Source organism: Lawsonibacter sp. LCP25S3_E2, assembly GCF_052117285.1.
Classification (GTDB): Bacteria; Bacillota; Clostridia; order Oscillospirales; family Oscillospiraceae; genus Lawsonibacter.
The window spans coordinates 60,309-77,835 of the sequence record NZ_JBQKJL010000002.1 but is presented as its reverse complement, the minus strand read 5'-3'; the positions used below and the strand labels follow the sequence as shown (position 1 = coordinate 77,835).

Here is a 17,527-nt window from a genome sequence, read left to right as displayed (position 1 = left end):
GTGGAACCATGGCGACATTGGATGAATTACAGGCCAAGCTGGCCGCACTGACCCAGCAGGTCAACGAGATCACCGCGCCCCCAGATGACTACTATACCCATCGCTTCAGCGGGGAGGAGATCGACAATGCGGTAGATCGTGTCAAGGCCACTCCAGGCTCCGGGGCCATTACTGCAGGGGATGTAGGGGCTGCGCCTAGTGGATTTGGATTAGGAACAGCTGTTGCAAACGCGCCGACTGTGAACGATTTTGATTCTATTTTAAAGACTGGTTGGTATATTGGCGTTCCGGTTATACCTGGATTTCTATTTGGAAATACAACGTTAATGCACGTTGCTGCTAATAACGCTTATGCTACTCAACTTGCATTTGTCTATTTGATGGCCAGTGGATATCCTACCAACACAATGCTAATTAGATCAAAAGAAGTGGGGGTATGGAAACCGTGGGAGTGGATAAACCCGCCAATGAAACTAGGTGTAGAGTACCGCACAACTGAGCGGCACAACGGAAAGCCCGTATATACAAAATTGGTTGACTGTGGGGCCATGCCCAATAATACCGCAAAAGACGTAGAATACTCAGTGGACACAAATTGTCAGCCGATTTCCGTGAATGGCACATGGTCAAACGGTAAAATAACAATGCCAGGAGAAAATGGATCTTACGCTTTTCCCGGTGAGTTACAAAGCATTTCGGCAAGTAACAATGTAATCATATTAGTAACTCATTCTGATAGGTCTAATTATACCGCAAATGCTACCGTTAAATATTGGAAAACCACTGATTGATGAGGGCGATGCAATGAAAAGAATCGTGTATAAAAGAGAAATACCGGCGCTCATTGAAAAAAAACTTGGAGGCGAGCAAGTAGTAATTCGTGAAGCCTATTTGCAAACTGAGAGCCTGGCTTTTACGGATAGCAACGAAGACATCCAAATTGCAGAGGCGTTAAAATACGCCTACAATGGCGAATACACCATAGAGGATGACGGACAGCCAGAGCCGGAACCCAGCCGCGAGGAAAATCTGGAGGCAGAAGTATCTGAGCTGAAAGAGTCCTTGGAACTTCTCCTTTCGGGGGTAACGGAATGAAACCGGAGCTGAGAGAAAAGATCATCCAGTACAACCGGGTGCTGGCACAGAATAAGGAAAAGGCCGATGATTTTATGACGGTCCTGGGCGCTCTGCCGCCTGGGCAAGTGAAAAACCTGGTGAAAGATCCGACGATTGGCCCAAGTCTTGAGAAATATGGGATAGGAGGAGCGTAAATGAACACTTTGGAACATTGGAAAATGATTGTTGCGGCGCTTTTGGGAGCTCTGACCGGGCTCTGGGGTTGGTTTGGCTGGCTGGTCATCGGCTGGATCATCTGTATGGTGGTGGATTACATCACCGGCAGCGCCGCCGCTGCCAAACAGGGCCAGTGGTCCAGCTCCATGGCCCGAGAGGGGATCTGGCATAAGGCCGGAATGATCGTGGTGGTGATCGTAGCCGCCGGTGCGGATCTGCTGATCGCCCTGGTGCTGGCCAATATTCCGGCCGTGCAGCTGCCGTTTACTTACAGTGGTCTGATCTGCCCTATTGTATTGGTTTGGTATGGAGTGACAGAATTGGGCAGCATCACCGAGAACGCCGTGGCCATGGGAGCCCCGGTGCCTGGATGGCTTACCAAGCTGCTCCAGGTGAGTAAAGACGCCATTGACAACGCCGGCGAGCAAATTGCCGGCGGAGAAGAGGATGAATGAGCCAAACGGCTGTTCAAATATTACATAAAGGAGATAAAACTATGGAAACCAATTTTTACAGCGTGAGTGAGTATCTTTATCGCATGCTCAACTACAACGAGGCCCACGAAACCGACCTGAAGGATATGGCCATGGCCATCCAGCCCGCCGTCATCGCCGAGGCCCCGGAGCGCCGGGACAAGGACTATGACGAAAAGGTCATGGAGTTCTATGGCCGGTACAACAAGAAGATCCTCAATGCCTACCACAATGAGACCCAGGCGGAGTTTGTCCGGCAGGTGGAGGAGCTCTATCAGGAATACCAGGGCGAGCTGGAGGCCTACGAGGCCAGTAAGGACAAGCCCCAGGATGGCGCCGACATCCTCGAAGAGGACGAGGAAGGCAGTGAGGCGTAATGCTGATCTGCATTGACGCTGGGCATTATCTGGGCACCCCAGGGAAGAGATGTCTGAAGACAATCGACCCCGGAGAGACCCGGGAGTGGGTGCTGAACAACCGTGTGGCCCACAAGGTGCAGCAGCGGCTCACGGCTTACGACTGCACAACCATGCGGGTAGACGATCTCACTGGTCAAAGAGAGATCACTCTTTTTGACCGTGTACTGATTGCCAATCAGGCCGGGGCGGATGTGTATCTGTCCATCCACCACAACGCCGGTATCAACGGCGGCTCTGGAGGCGGTATCGTGGTCTATGTTTGCCCTGGAGTGGGCGAGGACACCACCAGCCTCCAGCGTGCCGTATACGAGCACACAGTGGCCTCCACGGGCCTCCGGGGCAACCGGTCCAATCCGTTGGGGGTGGCAGATTTCTATGTGCTCAAGTACACCACCATGCCCGCGGTGCTGGGGGAGTTTGGCTTTATGGACTCCACCACGGACACTCCCATTATCCTGACGGAGAAATATGCTGACCAGTTGGCCGACGGGATTGTGGCCGCTCTGGTGGAGCAGTATCATCTGAAGGAGGTGGACAGCGTGACCTATGAGGAGTGGGTGGCGTATTATGAGCGCCACCAAAAGGAGCAGGCAGCGAAAGAGCCGACCGAAGAGTGGCAAAAAGACACTGTAAAGAAGGCGATTGCTGCCGGGATCTCTGACGGCTCCAGGCCTTTGGACAAGATGACCCGTGTGGAAGGCATGGCTATGGTATTGGCCGGGATGGAAAAGTAAAAAAACGGATATTTTATTGTTATAGTCTATTGGGGTATGGCCCGCCGTACTGACTGATAATAAAGGCGGCCAGTTTGGGGTTGGGAGTGGAGATCTTTACCGGGAATTGGAGCTTCTTTTCATATACAAACATCTCACTTCACCTCGTTCTGCTCGTAATTCCAGGGCCAGGGTTCGCTCAGCCACTGGTAGCTGTCTCCGGTGGCGGCGGCAGACTTGGTCATGGGACCAAACTTGGACTCATAGGCCGCCTTGGCTGCCTTTTCCATGGCGGCGTACTGCTTGAACAGGCGGAACGCCTCGGCGTCATCCTGGTGGGTATCCAGATAGGTACCCAGCTCCATGACCACAAATTCCAGGGCCTGGAGCTCGGCGAGGGGAGTGTCGGGCACTGTGGAGCCCTCCACCTTCAGGTGAAAGGGCAAATTGAGTCCGGGAAACAGGGTGCCGTTGCTCAGTGCCTCAGACTGGGAATATTTCTGGGGGTTGTTTTGCTGAAAGGGGACATAGGGGACGGCCAGCCCCGCGCAAGAGGGCATAGTGCCGCTGGAATCGGGACAGCCGGCGGCGGCAGCACCTGACTGGGCGCTCCGGGCGCTGGGAATTTCGTTATACAAAGGGGGTTGCCTCCTTCTTTGAATTGAGAGGGGGCCGCGCTGAGAGGGCGCGGCGTCCCCCTCAAACCAGTCTATGCACTCCGGCCTTTGTTGCCCACGCATACCCAGGGGAGGGCGGCCATAGGATAGGGCGGAGGTGGTTCATTTGAAGCGAGGCATTGCTTTGGCGGGGGCGATGGGTCTGGTGGTGATCCTGCTGACGCTGGCCATCAGCCGGCTGGGGCGGATGATCGAGCCGGTCATTCACCCGGTCCCAAATACCGCCGCCGCGCCGGTCATTTTGGACGCAGGCCATGGCGGGGAGGACGGGGGCGCGGTGTCCATCACCGGCGTGCCGGAGAGCCAGATCAATTTGGAGATCGTACAGAAGCTCCGGGACATCCTGGCCCTGTGCGGGGCCGACCCGGTGCTTTTGCGGGAGGAGGACATTTCCCTCCACGACGCGGGCGCCTCCACCCTGCGGGAGAAAAAGCGCTCCGATCTTCAAAACCGGGTAGCAGCGGTAGAGGCCGTGGACGGGGCTACCCTCATCAGCATTCACCAAAACACCTATCCCAGCTCCAAGTACCACGGAGCTCAGGTATTTTATGCCCCCACAGAGGGTTCGCAGGCCCTGGCGGAGCACTTTCAGGCCGCTTTGCGGGACCAGCTCCAGCCGGACAATGAGCGGGCGGCCAAGAAAATCCCCGACAGCGTCTATCTCATGAACCATATCACCTGTCCCGCCATTTTGGTGGAGTGCGGCTTTCTCACCAATCCCGGCGAGGAGGCCATGCTCCGGGACCAGGGTTATCAGCGGCAATTGGCCATGGTGCTGGCAGGGGCCTGGCTGAGCGGGCAGGAGAAGGGAGAGGCGGATTTACAACCGGCGGAAAATCTGCTACAATAACGCCAATGAAGTTTTCCGGGACGTCCCGGTAAAGGAGTTTCCAAATGAAAGCCAAAACCCTGTTTTATTGTACCCAGTGCGGCAACGAGACCCCGAAGTGGCAGGGGAAATGTCCTGCCTGCGGCGCTTGGAACACCATTGTGGAGCAGCCGGCGGAAAAGAGTGTGAAAAAGGCCGGGCCGGTGGCCAAAGGCTCTGCCAGCGGAATCCCTCTCAGCCGCCCCACCCCCATGAAAGAGGTGGAGACCACCGACGAGCTGCGCTTTTCCACGGGCATGGGAGAGCTGGACCGGGTACTGGGCGGCGGCGCGGTAAAGGGCTCACTGGTGCTGGTGGGCGGCGCGCCGGGTATCGGCAAGTCCACTCTTATGCTCCAGATCTGCGACAGCCTGTGCACCTTTGCAAAGGTACTGTATGTATCCGGTGAGGAGTCTCAGCGGCAAATCAAGCTCCGGGCCGAGCGGCTGCGGGTAAACGGGGAGGGGCTCTACCTGCTGGCGGAGACCAACCTGGAAAACATGCTGGACGCTGTCCACGAGCTCCAGCCGGACATCCTCATCGTAGACTCCATCCAGACCCTCTACCACGGGGATGTGACCTCCGCCCCCGGCAGCGTCAGCCAGGTGAAGGAGTGCACCATGGCCCTCATGCAGCTGGCAAAGGGGGAGGGGATCACCATCTTTGTCATCGGCCATGTGAACAAGGAGGGCTCCATTGCCGGACCAAAGGTGCTGGAGCACATGGTGGACTGCGTACTCTACTTTGAAGGGGAGCGGCAGATGGCCTACCGGATTCTCCGGGCGGCCAAAAACCGCTTTGGCGCCACCAATGAAATCGGAGTTTTTGAAATGGAAGACGGGGGCCTCAGCGAGGTTCCCAACCCTTCCGAGGCTCTGCTGGCTGGGCGTCCCCAGGACGCTCCGGGGACCTGTGTTACCTGTGTGATGGAGGGGGTGCGCCCGGTACTGGCGGAGATCCAGGCCCTGGTGGTGCCCTCCAGCCTGGGAAATCCCCGGCGGGTGAGCAACGGCTTTGACTACAGCCGCTCCATGCTGCTGCTGGCGGTGCTGGAGAAGCGGGGCGGGCTTCTGGTAGGCAATTGTGACGCCTATCTCAACGTGATTGGCGGCCTTTATCTGGAGGAGCCCGCTGCTGATCTGGCCGCGGTGCTGGCCCTGGCGTCCAGCTTCCGGGACAAGCCGGTGCCCCATGACCTGGCTGCCATCGGTGAGGTAGGACTAACCGGGGAGCTGCGGGCGGTGAGCGCCCTCAATCAGCGCCTGGCCGAGGTCCAGCGGTTAGGGTTCACCAAATGCCTGATCCCCAAACGGATTCAGGGAAAATTAGTCGCCCCCGAGGGTCTGGAGCTCATCCGGGTGTCCAACATCCGGGAGGCTATGGCCGCTTTGCTGTGAAGCCAGGGGCACAAAGTTGACGCAGCCCCCATAGCCGGCCGGACCGGGGGAGGCTGCGCGGGACAGAGAACACAGGCCGTCTTTCTGATAGACACAGGGGTCCGTACAAGCAATGAGGCTCAACACGATCATCTCCAAATTTCATCAAGGGAATTTAGTATGTCCCAACTGCGCGGAGATATAAGCGGCGATCGTCTGACGGCCCTTATGATACCTGATAGGTGAAAGAATAAAAACGTGTTCAGCTGCTGGGATAGGCCGCTGAACCAATGAGATCCCCATGGAGAGAAAGGAGGGGCTGGGACGCTCGGGATAAAACTATATTATCAGGTCAACAAAATAAAAATTTTGTTGACCTGAGTGGAGGCGAAAAGCCCCTTTCCCCGAGATTCCCCCGATTATGGACTACCGCACCGAAGCTCCGGCGCTGCTGCGGGATTTCCTGGTTTATCACGAAACCATTCAAGGACATTCCCGTCAGACCGTTGACGAATACTTCTTAGACCTTCGAAACTTCTTCCGCTATCTGAAGCTGGAAAAAAATCTGGTCCCGAAGGACATGCCCTTTGATCAGATTCCCATTGATGACGTAGATCTGTCTCTGGTCAAACAAATCACCCTCACAGACATCTACGCCTTTATGAACTTCCTGTCACGGGACCGCCGGCTCAACAACGCCTCCCGTGCCCGCAAAGTTGCCACCATCCGGTCCTTTTATAAATACCTGACCAATAAGGCGAAGCTTCTGGACACCAACCCGGTCCAGGACCTGGACTCGCCCCGGCTGAAAAAGACTTTGCCCAAGTACCTGAATCTGGACGAGAGTCTGGAGCTTCTGGACAGCGTAGATGGAAAAAATGCCGTCCGGGACTACTGTATTTTGACCCTGTTTTTAAACTGCGGTCTGCGGATCTCCGAGCTGGTCGGCCTTAATAAAACAGATGTTCGGGGCGATCAGCTTCGGGTGTTGGGCAAGGGCAACAAAGAGCGGATCTTGTTCCTGAATGAGGCCTGTCAGCAGGCTCTGGCCGACTGGATGACCGAACGGGACGCCATGACACTGGTGGATCAAAACGCCCTGTTTGTCACCCTTCAGAACCGCCGTCGAATCACCACTGCGGCGGTCCATAAGCTGGTAAAAAAGCACCTGGCGGCTGCCGGATTGGACAGCACCCAGTACTCCGCCCACAAGCTGCGCCACACGGCCGCCACCCTTATGCTGCAAAACGGCGTGGATGTGCGCACCCTCCAGGAGGTGCTGGGCCACGACCATCTGAATACCACCCAGATTTATACCCACGTGGACAACGAGGACCTGCGCACTGCCGCGCGGGCAAACCCATTGAGCCATACAAAGCAGCGAAAAAAGCCAAAATTACCCCCGGAAGAGGACTAAAAGTGAGGTTTACCTATGAATTTGTTTTACTTGATTGCCGATTTCATTGCACCCGCCGCCATGCTGCTGGTGGGAATCTGGTGGCGCCTCTCCCCTCCTGCTTATGGGAAAAACGGCCTTGCCTACAGCACGGAGCTCACCCGGAAAAACCCGGACGCCTGGACGGCCGCCCATCGCCACTGCGGGAAGCTCTGGGTGCGCATTGGCATCATCAGCGCTGCAGCCAGCGGGATCCTTATCGCCCTGTTTTCTGACCACCATTCCGCCTTTTGGATGTGGCTCATTGTGGGACAGATGGTGCTGTTCTGCGTGTCCGTTTTTATGGTGGATCTGTTGTTAAAGACCCAGTTTGGGAACGAGAAATGAGAAAAAGCGGAGCGCCTAGGCGCTCCGCTTTCTTTCTATTATGGATGGGAGTCGATGGGATAGGCAACGCCTGCGTGTTCTCCGGTGAGTGGGATATACCACGGGTACAGCTCCAGGGCTGCCGCTTCCTCCAGCTCCAGGGGCTCCAGGAACTCCCAGTTGCCCAAAATACAGACTTTTGTAGGACTCATCCGTCCATGGCTGATCTGAATCTGTTCCAGCCGTGAGCCATCGCTGCGCACGACTGCAAACGGGCAGTTTCCACGATACCCCATCTCCCACTCCCCTCTCACCATAGCGCCCAGGGGCGTCAGGATCAGCTGGGTGGGCAGACGCGTACCTTCCGCCTCTCCGGTGAGGGTCATTTCCAGCACCGGATAATTTTCTACCTGGAAGGGGACCTCCCATTGGCCGAAAACCGGCTCACTCATCAGGACGCTACCATAGGCTTCGGAAAGGGTGAGTTTGTCCAGATCCTCCGGGCGGACATTGGAAAAGCTGATCCCTACATAGGACTTGCCGTCCAGCTCAAAGCTGATGTCCTCGGAGGCTCCGGTATGCGGTTCTCCATCCAGATAGACATTGGTCAGAAGAAGCGATTGTCTGCGGCCGAGCTCCGATTCCAGAAGCCCACCCTCTGCCAGTTGGACCAATACCTGGAAGGTACCGTCCGCGGCAAATCCCATGGAGGACAGCTCCGCTTTGTCAAAGCCGCTCAGGGGCGCCGGGGTCTGGCCCGGCTTCAGCACCACCTGTCCATTGTCCAGCGTCATACAGTCAAGGACTTCTTCCGAGATCAGCTCCTTAGGCAGAGGTTCTGAGGTTGCAAATTCGTACACCTGGGGCCAGACATAGCCCACCCAAAAACGGATGTCCTCCTGCAAATCGCTGGGTTCTTCCCGCTCTTCGTTGATTTCAAACAGCGCGGTATGGGTGTCCGGGTCAAAGGCCACACAGTCAGACAATACGTTTTCCTCCCCGGTATCCCGCTGAACTTTGCCCCAAATTTTGGTGTTTTCATCGATCATCCGCTCCCCGGTCAGGTCCCGCACCTGTACATAGAGCTTGAGCCGGTACCGGTCGGTGACCGCGGAGAGCACAGAAATCTCAAAGTCCTGATCGACATCAGCAGACTTGTCGATCTCCCGGCTGTACGGGGCAAAGTCACCCAATGCCGCAAAAAGCTGTTCCCTCAGGCCGGGGGAAGCGGCCAGGGCCGAGGCCGTGACAGCGGCACACAACGCTGCCGCAATGAGCAAAATCCGGAGCTTTGGGCGGCGGTGGGAAGATATCGCAGGCTCAGCGGCCATCGCCTCCGTAATACGCGCTGCGGCTTCCGGGGGCAGCGTCACACGCTCCATCTCCTGATGATAGTCCTGTTCAAACATAGTCTCCCTCCTCGCTCAGCTTGTCCCGCAGCATGGTCCGTGCCCGAAACAGACGGGTTCGGATGGCCCCTTCCCGTTTTCCCAGCGCTTGGGCAATTTCTGACACGGACATTCCCTCGTAATAAAACAGGTGCACCGGGATCCGGTAGTCCTCCGGCAGAGACCATACGGCCTCCAGCACACCGAAACGCTCCGGTTCCGGCTCCTTCGCTGCGATGTGCTCCGCCTCTTCCAGAGGGCGGTTGTTCCGCCGCCACGGGGCCCGAAACAGATCGCCCGCACAATTGGCGGCTACCCGCAAAAGCCAGGCCTTGCGGTGTTCTTCATCTCGGAAGGCCGGATTGGTGCGTACCAGACGCAAAAAGGTTTCCTGGGTAATATCCTCCGCATCCTCCCGGCTGCCCGTCCGGGCATAGGCCATGCGGTAAATGGTCTGGCCATACCGGGCCACCAACTGCTCCGCCTGCTCATAATCCATGTGATTCGCCTCCCTCGTTTGTCCTTCTGATCTATACACGTCTGAGAGGGGAAAAAGGTTACAGCAACCCCCAAAAAAGAAAGGCGGACGCCCACAGCGTCCGCCTTCTTCTGTAATGGAAAATCACCTTACATCTCAATAAGCTCATACTCTCGGGACCCGAGGCCGATTTTCTCTGCATGCTCCAGACAGCTGCGCCACTCCGACTCCGGGGTGGAGTTCAGGAAGTGGTCGTGGTGGTCATGGAAATTGGGGTCGGCCAGGTGCTTTGCCAGCTGGCTGCCCGGCATAGGCGCTGCGGCCAGGCAGGCGTCCACGCAGGCCTGATCCAAAGCCAGAGGATCAAAAGAGGCAAACATTCCGATGTTGGGCAGGATAGGCACATCATTTTCTCCGTGGCAATCGCAATTGGGGGATACATCCACCACCAGAGAAATATGGAAATTGGGGCGCCCGTCGATCACGGCCTTGGTATACTCGGCCATGCGGCAGTTGAGGGCCGCCTGGGCGTTGTCGTTGGTGAAATAGATGGCGTCAAAGTTACAGGCTCCCAGGCAACGGCCGCAGCCCACACAGTTCTGGTCGTCCACCGTCATCTTCCGTGTCTCAGGGTCAAAGACCAGACCGTTGTTGGCGCACTCCTTCTGGCAGCGCATACAGCCCCGGCACCGGCTCTTGCTGATTTTAGGCTTGCCGCTGGCGTGCTGTTCCTTCTTCCCTGCACGGGACCCGCAGCCCATGCCGATGTTTTTAATGGCTCCGCCAAAGCCAGTCATCTCATGGCCCTTAAAGTGGGTCAGGGAGATGAACACGTCCGCATCCATCACGGCCCGGCCGATTTTGGCCTTCTCCACGTACTCGCCCCCCACCACGGGGACCTCTACATCGTCCGTGCCTTTCAGCCCGTCTCCGATGAGGATGGGGCAGCCCACGGTCAGCGGGGTAAAGCCATTCTCCCAGGCACATTCCAGGTGTTCCAGGGCATTTTTCCGGCTGCCGGGATACATGGTGTTGCAGTCGGTGAGGAAGGGCTTGCCGCCCAGCTCCTTTACCACGTCCACCAATGCCCGTGCATAGTTGGGGCGCAGGTAGCTGATGTTGCCCAGCTCACCAAAGTGCATTTTGATGGCTACGAATTTCCCATCCAGGTCCAGCTCCTGAATTCCAGCCCGCTTGATCAGCTTTTTCAGCTTTGTGGGCAGGCCGTCCCCAAAGGCCTGGGTATGAAAATCGGTAAAATAAACCTTAGAAACTGACATACTTCCAACTCCCTTACGTACATCAAAATAAATCAAAAATAAAGCTTTTGGAATAACAACAAATTAGGACCGGGCACCCTGCCGGGCTTCCAGAATACCGGGCACGATGGCACACAGAGAACCTGCCACAATGAGCACGATCCCCAAGAGCATGTCCCTGGAAATGATCTCCCCATGTACCATCCAGGCCAGCACCGGAGCCAGAGCCGGCTTAAAGAAATAGACCAGTGACACGACGCTGGCCGGCAGGCACTCCATGGCCAGAAAATAGCTGCAAAAGCCGATTCCCGCTACTCCCACAGATACGAAAAGTACATAAGGCAGGTTTGCCAGGGTATACCCGGCGAAAATGGGAATGTTGGCGAAATCGGCCAGCCCCGCCCCAATCAGGGCTTGGGCCAGGGCCGGGATATGGGACAGAAGGATCAGCACCAGCAAAATGAGGCTTCCAAAGAAGAAGCTGAAGCAGGTGACCACCGCGCCTCCATATTGGGCGCACTTGCGTTTGCCCAGTACCCCATAGATGGAAAACAAAATGGTGGACAGCAGTGCAAGCCCAGTGCCCAGCAGATTGACCGAGGACTGGAAGGGATTGATAATGGCGATGGTCCCCGCCACCTCCAGAGCCAGGGCGGCAATATGCCGGGGCAAAATGGGCTCCCGCAGCAGAAAGAATGCCAAAAAGGTGACAAATACGGGGTTGCAGCTAAACAGCACCGCCGCCACAGAAGAACCAGCGTAGTTTACCGCCACATGGAGGATGGGCATGCTCAAAGCGATCCCCAAAAGGCCCAGCAGAGCGAAATGGGCCAGACTTTTGCGATCCAGATGCTCTCCCCTTTTTTTCAGGGTATTCAGAGCCAGGGGCAGCAGAATGACAAATCCCACCGCAAACCTGCACAACGTCAGCTGCATGGAATTGAGCTGGCCGGAGATAAATTTCAGCACCACCTCATAGGAGGTAAACATGATAACGGTGACAACAATGAAGAAATAACCCTTTTTTGCGGACATCTTCTCCCCTTCCTCTCTCCTGCTCAGTATATCATATCCCGCTGGAAGGTACAAGTCAGTCCATCAGTCGGAGAAACTCCTCCTCGGTGAGCACCGGGATTCCCAGCTCCTGGGCCTTGCGCAGCTTAGAACCTGCGGCCTCCCCTGCTACCACATAGGTAGTCTTTTTGGACACGGAACCGGCGGCCTTGCCTCCCCGGTCCTCAATCATTTTTGCCGCGCCCTCCCGTGTGAAGCGCTCCAGCGCTCCGGTAAGCACAAAGGTCATTCCGGCAAAGCGCTGGTCCTCCCCCTTCTGCTGGGCCAGCATATTCACCCCCGCCTCCTTGAGCCGGGCGATCAGATGGAGGCTCTGGGGGCTCTGGAACCAGTCTACAATGCTCTGCGCTGTGATTTCACCGATGTCTTCCACCGCGGTCAGCTCCTCCAGAGTGGCCGATTGCAGTGCGTCCAGGCTGCCGAATCTTCCGGCCAGGACCTTTCCGGTCTTTTGGCCTACCTGGCGGATGCCAAAGGCGTAGATGAGCCTGGACAGATCCTGCCCCTTGGACGTTTCAATGGCGGCCAGGAGATTTTGGGCGGATTTTTTGCCCATACGCTCCAGCGCGGCCACGTCCTCCTCCTTCAGGAAATAGAGGTCTCCAGGCGTTTTGACCAGCCCGGCGCCCACCAGGTTCTCCACCACCGCAATGCCAAGGCCCTCAATGTCCATAGCGTCCCGGCTGGCAAAGTGGGCCAGGGTGCGCAGCAGCTGGGCGGGACACTCGGCCCCGGTGCAGCGGATATGGGCGCCGTCCTCGTCCCGCTGGACCGGCGCGCCGCACTCGGGGCACACCTGGGGGAACAAATAGGGCCGGGCTTCTGCCGGACGCTTCTCCATCACCACGGAGAGCACTTCGGGGATGATCTCCCCCGCCTTCTGCACCAGCACCGTATCTCCAATGCGAATGTCCTTTTCCGCAATAAAATCCTGGTTGTGGAGGGTGGCATTGGTCACAGTGGTGCCTGCCAGGCGCACCGGCTCCAGCACCGCCTTTGGGGTGAGCACCCCAGTGCGGCCCACCTGGATGACGATATCCGTCACACGGGAGGGCTTGACCTCGGGGGGATACTTATAGGCGGCGGCCCAGCGGGGAAACTTCGCCGTGGAGCCCAGGGTTTGCCGCTGGGAGAGGTCATCCACCTTGATGACCGCACCATCAATGTCAAAGGGATAGGCTTCCCGGCCCTCGCCAATGGCCTCCACCTGAGTGACCGCCGCTTCAATGGTCCGGCAGACCGTATGGGGGATGACTTTAAATCCCTTGTCCTTCAGATAATCTAAGCTCTCTGTATGGCTATGAAAGGTGACATTTTCCGCCCATTGGATGTTGAATACCGCAATATCCAGCCGACGCCGGGCGGCAATTTTGGGGTCCAGCTGCCGCAGAGAGCCCGCGGCGGCATTGCGAGGATTGGCGAAAAGCGATTTTCCCTGCTTTTCCAGCTCCTCATTGAGGGCATGGAACACCTTTTTGGGCATATAGACCTCTCCACGGACAATCAGTGTTCCGGAGACGTCAGGAATACGCAGGGGAATGGACTTGATGGTGCGCAGGTTCTCTGTCACATCCTCGCCTACGCTTCCGTTCCCGCGGGTAGCCCCCCGAACGAAAAGGCCGTCCTGATACTCCAGGGCGACGGACAGCCCGTCTACTTTGGGTTCTACGGAATAGGATACGTCCGGCTCCACCCCGCGCACCCGCTGGTCAAAGGCGCGCAGCTCGTCAAAATCAAATACATCCTGCAACGACTCCAGGGGCACCCGATGGGTGACCTGGGTGAAGGCCTCCAGGGCCTGTCCCCCCACCCGCTGAGTGGGGGAATCGGGAGTCACCGCCTCTGGATGGGCGGCCTCCAGCTCCTCCAGGCGGCGCAGGGCGTGGTCATAGTCGTAGTCGGACATGGTAGGGTTGTCCAGCACATAGTATTCATAGCCCGCCCGGTTCAGCTCCTCCCGCAGGCGGGCAATTTCCTTCAATTCGTCCATATGGATACCTCCCCTTTGGGTGTACAGTGGAATTTTGCTGCCAGGCGGGGAAAGGCCGCCCGGACCAGGGCATAGAGCAGGTAGCCCAGCAGAGCCCCGGTGGTGTTTAAGATCACGTCGTCGATGTCAGTGCTCCGTCCGATAAAAAACTGAATGAATTCAATGGCACAGGAGCACAGAAATCCCAAGGGCACTGCCTTCCACCACCTCCAGCCCCGCCACAGCAGGGCTGGGAAAAAGCCCAGAGGTATGAACATGCCGATATTGCCCAACAGCATGAACATGAGCCAGGGACTCATGCGGTTCAGCGCACGGCGGATCTCCTGAAAGGGCTTTAACATTTCGGGAAGAGATGGGATCTCCCCCATCACCTGTTCCCATGAGGGATAGAAATTTCCCAGATTCTCATGCCCCCAAGCGATGGCCCACCTTTCATGGAAAAAGAGCCAATCGGTGACATAGGACCAAAAATTAGCCGGGAACAGCGTCAGAGAAATGAGCCCTGCACAAAACATTAGAAAGAGCAGAAGTGCCAGCTCACGGGCAAAGGAGCTGACAAGCATTTTCCCCTGCAAGCGCTTGCGGCGAAAGGGTTTCAGAAACAGATACCCCACCACACCCACCAGCATGCAGGGAAACATCTGCACACAGTATTCCATGATGTTGCCTAGATACCACCAGGCCGTTTCAGATAACGTCATCGGTAAACCTCAGTTGCTGCTCCAAGCCCCGCCATCGAGGCTTAGATAGGTATTGGGCACCTGGCCCACAATTACCGTCTCCGCCAGGGGAAGACGGGTCTGGACGGTCACCTCCAGCTCCTCTCCTGGGAGCAGGACTGTCATGGGGACGGCCACCTCCAGCCAAATCCTGTGGATCGTCTGGTTGATCCCGGCGGAGGAAAATTCGCTGTCAAATTCAGCACTGACTGTCCCTACCGTCATGGCCCGAACCTGGAGCTCGGGTCCCTTGGCCCAGAGAGGTTCAAAGTCCAAAAGACTTCCCAGCGGCAGGTGGATGGACGATACGTCCACCCCCTCCAACGTCTCCAGAATGGTGCCCACCAGCTCCGAGCGCAGCAGGTTCATTTGCGCCGTCTGGGCAGACAGGGCGGTAATGGCCCCTGCAGCATCCCGTTCCACGGCTACGAAATCTCCATAGCTCACATTCCGCCGGGCCAGATCCTCGTTCACAGCCTGCTCAATGGCGGCGGTCATGGTGTTCTGGACCTGTGTCCGGGCCATTTCCGCCACCGTGGGCCGCAGTCTCCACTCCAGGATCTGAATGGTCCCCCAGGCCACCAGAAGGGCCACAGCCAAAGTAAGAAGTCCGGGGTGTCCAGACAAAACACAGCCCCAGGGGCGGTATAGTCTTCTGTGGAGGATGGCACCCCAAAGCCGTCTCCTTGTCCCCATACTCACACCCCCTCAGGGTAGAATATGGCCGCTGCGGCTTGACCTATTCCTGTTACGGTCTCAGCAGCTCCTCCACCGCCAGCAGCACCCCCAGCCGGCCGGACTCAAAGGTCAGGCCTCCCTGGAGGTAAACGGTGTAGGGCTCCCGCATGGGGGCGTCGGCGGACAGCTCGATGGAAGCCCCCTGAATAAAGGCTCCGGCAGCCATGATGACCTGACAGTCATAGCCGGGCATGTCCCAGGGTTCAGGGGTCACATAGGAGTCCACCGGGGCGCCGAACTGGATGCCCTTGCAGAACTTCTTCAATGCATCCGGCTGGCGCATATGGATCATCTGGATGATGTCGTGGCGCACTGCGCTGGAGTGGGGCTCAGTCTCATAGCCCAGAAGCTCCATGACCTTGGCGGCAAAGACGGCAGTCTTCACAGCCTGGGCCACCGTGTGGGGGGCCAGGAACAGGCCCTGGTACAAAAGCCGGTTCTGGCCCAGGGTGCAGCCGCACTCCCCGCCGATGCCAGGGACGGTGAGCCGCTGGGCGGCACCCTCCACCAGGTCCCGCCGTCCGGCAATATAGCCGCCGGTGGGAGCCAGGCCGCCGCCGGGATTTTTGATGAGCGAGCCCACCACCAGGTCGGCCCCCACGTGAGTGGGCTCCTGAGCTTCTACAAACTCCCCATAGCAGTTGTCCACCAGAATAGCGGCGTTGGGATTGGCCTTCCTGATGACTCTGCACATCTCCCCGATCTCCTCCACAGACAGGGAGGCACGGGTAGCGTAGCCCTTGGAGCGCTGGATCAGTACGGCCTTCACCCGAGGGTCGGCAGCAGCCTTGGCCATGCCCTCCAGGTCGGGCTTATTGTCAAGTAATTCTACTTGACGGTATTCTACACCGTAGTCCTTCAGAGAACCATGTCCCTTGTCTACCGCCCCCACAACTCCCAACAGAGTGTCATAGGGGGCGCCTACGGCGGACAGGAGCACATCCCCCGCCTTCAGGCAGCCGTACAGGGCGCAGGCAATGGCGTGGGTACCGTTGACGAACTGGATGCGCACCAGCGCGGCCTCGGTGCCGAAGAGCTGGGCATAAATTTCGTCCAGCTTGTCCCGGCCCAGGTCATCATAGCCGTAGCCGGTGGTACCGGCAAAATAGCCGTCAGCCACCCGGTGGTCCTGGAAGGCCTCCAGAACCCGCTGGGTGTTGTGCTGGGCAATGGCGTCAATCCGGGCAAATTCCGCAACAAGCTCCCGCTGAGCCTGGTCCCCAAGGGAGCGGACCTTTTCACTAATCTGTAATGGCATTTTCCTTGTCAGTCCTATCTATTTCAGTAATATTATCCTAATTTGCACTGGGCAAAGGCGGCGGCCAGCTGGACGCAGTGCTCGGTATCATTCAGGTCGGCCATCTCCACCGGGGTATGCACGTACCGGCAGGGTACGGAGATACCCCCGGTCTTTACGCCAGTATGGGTGACGTGGATGGCACCGGCATCCGTACCGCCGGCCCGCAGAATATCCCGCTGGGTGGGAATCCCCTGCTCCTGGGCCAGCTCCTCCAGCTTGGATACCACCTCAGGGTGGCAGATGATCGAGGAATCCATTACCTTCACAGCGGCCCCGTTCCCCAGCTGAACGGTACCTGACTTTTCCGAACCGGGGGTGTCGTCCACATCGGTCACATCTACAGCGATCCCATAGGCAGGATCGATACTCCAGGACGCGGTTTTGCTGCCCCGGATGCCCACCTCTTCCTGGGTGGTAAAGACAAAATAGAGGTCGTTGACGCCCGCTTTGACCTGCTCCAGAACCTTTAGAAGGATGGCACAGGAGATGCGGTTATCAAGGTAAGGCGAAACTACTTTACCCCCGTTCATAAACATGGGAGAATCGTAGACAGCGGTGTCCCCCACCTGGACCATCTTCTTTGCCTCTTCCGCGTCTTTTGCACCAATGTCCAAATAGCACTCGTCCAGCTTCAGCTTGCCGAAGTCGGCCTTCTCCTCAGGGACCACCACGCCCCGCACGCCGTTTTTGAATCGAACGGGGGTATAGGCGGCCTCCTTGGGGCTGATCCCGCCCAGACGGCCCACCCGAAGGAAGCCCTCCTTCTCAATGTGTGTGACAATAAAGCCGATGGAGTCCATATGGGCGGCAAACATCACCCGCGGCCCCTCTCCCCGTTTGCGGACGATGAGATTGCCAAGGGTGTCCGTGGTGACCTCGTCGGCAAAGGGGGCGGCCAGATGGGCGATCACCGCACGGATCCCGCCCTCGTCCCCGGAGGGGCCATGGGCAGCATTCAGGGTGTTGATCAGTTCAAACAGTTCCATAGTATCACCTTAAT

The 17,527-nt window shown here is 57.5% G+C and carries 20 protein-coding genes and 1 pseudogene; 10 read left to right on the top strand and 11 right to left on the bottom strand.

Annotated features, from left to right (window positions below):
• Nucleotides 1-8 precede the first annotated feature (8 nt).
• The 6 genes from ACTQ3R_RS02505 to ACTQ3R_RS02480 are packed head-to-tail and all read left to right on the top strand — an operon-like array spanning nucleotide 9 to nucleotide 2,919.
• Nucleotides 9-791, top strand: coding sequence for a hypothetical protein (locus tag ACTQ3R_RS02505; RefSeq protein ID WP_441777823.1), 783 nt, complete (start codon nucleotides 9-11; stop codon nucleotides 789-791).
• A 13-nt stretch (nucleotides 792-804) separates the two neighbouring features.
• Nucleotides 805-1,095, top strand: a complete 291-nt coding sequence (locus ACTQ3R_RS02500) for a hypothetical protein (RefSeq protein ID WP_441777822.1) — start codon at nucleotides 805-807, stop codon at nucleotides 1,093-1,095.
• A complete protein-coding gene (locus ACTQ3R_RS02495; protein ID WP_441777821.1) occupies nucleotides 1,092-1,271 on the top strand; it encodes a hypothetical protein in 180 nt (59 codons plus the stop codon). The genes ACTQ3R_RS02500 and ACTQ3R_RS02495 overlap by 4 nt, the downstream gene beginning before the upstream one ends.
• Nucleotides 1,272-1,748, top strand: a complete 477-nt coding sequence (locus ACTQ3R_RS02490) for a phage holin family protein (RefSeq protein ID WP_441777820.1) — start codon at nucleotides 1,272-1,274, stop codon at nucleotides 1,746-1,748.
• 41 nt (nucleotides 1,749-1,789) lie between these two features.
• Entirely contained in the window at nucleotides 1,790-2,143 is a 354-nt protein-coding gene (locus tag ACTQ3R_RS02485; protein ID WP_441777819.1) for a hypothetical protein, read from the top strand.
• Nucleotides 2,143-2,919, top strand: coding sequence for an N-acetylmuramoyl-L-alanine amidase family protein (locus ACTQ3R_RS02480; RefSeq protein WP_441777818.1), 777 nt, complete (start codon nucleotides 2,143-2,145; stop codon nucleotides 2,917-2,919). The genes ACTQ3R_RS02485 and ACTQ3R_RS02480 overlap by 1 nt, the downstream gene beginning before the upstream one ends.
• Nucleotides 2,920-2,956: 37 nt before the next feature.
• Here the strand turns inward: ACTQ3R_RS02480 and ACTQ3R_RS02475 are convergent.
• Together ACTQ3R_RS02475 and ACTQ3R_RS02470 are read right to left on the bottom strand one after the other, a co-directional pair.
• A pseudogene (locus ACTQ3R_RS02475) lies at nucleotides 2,957-3,052 on the bottom strand (manganese catalase family protein); the annotation flags it as partial.
• A gap of 1 nt (nucleotide 3,053) precedes the next feature.
• Nucleotides 3,054-3,536 carry a spore coat protein CotJB gene (locus tag ACTQ3R_RS02470; protein WP_441777817.1) on the bottom strand — a complete coding sequence of 161 codons (483 nt, stop codon included), beginning with the start codon at nucleotides 3,534-3,536 and terminating at the stop codon, nucleotides 3,054-3,056.
• A 145-nt stretch (nucleotides 3,537-3,681) separates the two neighbouring features.
• On the opposite strand from ACTQ3R_RS02470, the gene ACTQ3R_RS02465 reads away from it, so the two are divergent.
• The 4 genes from ACTQ3R_RS02465 to ACTQ3R_RS02450 all read left to right on the top strand — a co-directional run bounded on the left by ACTQ3R_RS02465 (nucleotide 3,682) and on the right by ACTQ3R_RS02450 (nucleotide 7,602).
• Nucleotides 3,682-4,425 (top strand): N-acetylmuramoyl-L-alanine amidase, encoded by a 744-nt coding sequence (locus ACTQ3R_RS02465; RefSeq protein ID WP_441777816.1) that lies wholly within the window; start codon nucleotides 3,682-3,684, stop codon nucleotides 4,423-4,425.
• Between the two features lie 44 nt (nucleotides 4,426-4,469).
• A complete protein-coding gene (gene radA / locus ACTQ3R_RS02460; RefSeq protein WP_441777815.1) occupies nucleotides 4,470-5,840 on the top strand; it encodes a DNA repair protein RadA in 1,371 nt (456 codons plus the stop codon).
• A 400-nt stretch (nucleotides 5,841-6,240) separates the two neighbouring features.
• Nucleotides 6,241-7,236, top strand: a complete 996-nt coding sequence (locus tag ACTQ3R_RS02455) for a tyrosine recombinase XerC (protein ID WP_441777814.1) — start codon at nucleotides 6,241-6,243, stop codon at nucleotides 7,234-7,236.
• 15 nt (nucleotides 7,237-7,251) lie between these two features.
• On the top strand, nucleotides 7,252-7,602 hold the full coding sequence (locus ACTQ3R_RS02450; RefSeq protein WP_441777813.1) for an SdpI family protein: 351 nt from the start codon (nucleotides 7,252-7,254) through the stop codon (nucleotides 7,600-7,602).
• 38 nt (nucleotides 7,603-7,640) lie between these two features.
• Here the strand turns inward: ACTQ3R_RS02450 and ACTQ3R_RS02445 are convergent, their stop codons facing one another.
• The 9 genes from ACTQ3R_RS02445 to ACTQ3R_RS02405 all read right to left on the bottom strand — a co-directional run bounded on the left by ACTQ3R_RS02445 (nucleotide 7,641) and on the right by ACTQ3R_RS02405 (nucleotide 17,513).
• Entirely contained in the window at nucleotides 7,641-8,990 is a 1,350-nt protein-coding gene (locus tag ACTQ3R_RS02445) for a hypothetical protein (protein WP_441777812.1), read from the bottom strand.
• The gene (locus tag ACTQ3R_RS02440; RefSeq protein ID WP_441777811.1) at nucleotides 8,983-9,468 is read right to left on the bottom strand and encodes an RNA polymerase sigma factor; all 486 of its coding nucleotides are present in this window, start codon (nucleotides 9,466-9,468) and stop codon (nucleotides 8,983-8,985) included. The genes ACTQ3R_RS02445 and ACTQ3R_RS02440 overlap by 8 nt, the downstream gene beginning before the upstream one ends.
• Nucleotides 9,469-9,596: 128 nt before the next feature.
• Nucleotides 9,597-10,727: a DUF362 domain-containing protein gene (locus ACTQ3R_RS02435; RefSeq protein WP_441777810.1), complete on the bottom strand. Its 1,131-nt coding sequence runs from the start codon at nucleotides 10,725-10,727 to the stop codon at nucleotides 9,597-9,599.
• Nucleotides 10,728-10,790: 63 nt separating this feature from the next.
• Nucleotides 10,791-11,741 (bottom strand): DMT family transporter, encoded by a 951-nt coding sequence (locus ACTQ3R_RS02430; RefSeq protein WP_441777809.1) that lies wholly within the window; start codon nucleotides 11,739-11,741, stop codon nucleotides 10,791-10,793.
• A 55-nt stretch (nucleotides 11,742-11,796) separates the two neighbouring features.
• Complete coding sequence (gene ligA / locus ACTQ3R_RS02425; RefSeq protein WP_441777808.1) at nucleotides 11,797-13,770, bottom strand: NAD-dependent DNA ligase LigA; 1,974 nt, start codon at nucleotides 13,768-13,770, stop codon at nucleotides 11,797-11,799.
• Nucleotides 13,758-14,471 carry a VanZ family protein gene (locus ACTQ3R_RS02420; RefSeq protein WP_441777807.1) on the bottom strand — a complete coding sequence of 238 codons (714 nt, stop codon included), beginning with the start codon at nucleotides 14,469-14,471 and terminating at the stop codon, nucleotides 13,758-13,760. The genes ligA and ACTQ3R_RS02420 overlap by 13 nt, the downstream gene beginning before the upstream one ends.
• A gap of 9 nt (nucleotides 14,472-14,480) precedes the next feature.
• On the bottom strand, nucleotides 14,481-15,185 hold the full coding sequence (yunB, locus tag ACTQ3R_RS02415) for a sporulation protein YunB (protein WP_441777806.1): 705 nt from the start codon (nucleotides 15,183-15,185) through the stop codon (nucleotides 14,481-14,483).
• A 52-nt stretch (nucleotides 15,186-15,237) separates the two neighbouring features.
• Complete coding sequence (locus tag ACTQ3R_RS02410; RefSeq protein ID WP_441777805.1) at nucleotides 15,238-16,485, bottom strand: methionine gamma-lyase family protein; 1,248 nt, start codon at nucleotides 16,483-16,485, stop codon at nucleotides 15,238-15,240.
• A gap of 32 nt (nucleotides 16,486-16,517) precedes the next feature.
• Nucleotides 16,518-17,513, bottom strand: coding sequence for a M42 family metallopeptidase (locus ACTQ3R_RS02405; protein ID WP_441777804.1), 996 nt, complete (start codon nucleotides 17,511-17,513; stop codon nucleotides 16,518-16,520).
• Between the last annotated feature and the right edge of the window lie 14 nt (nucleotides 17,514-17,527).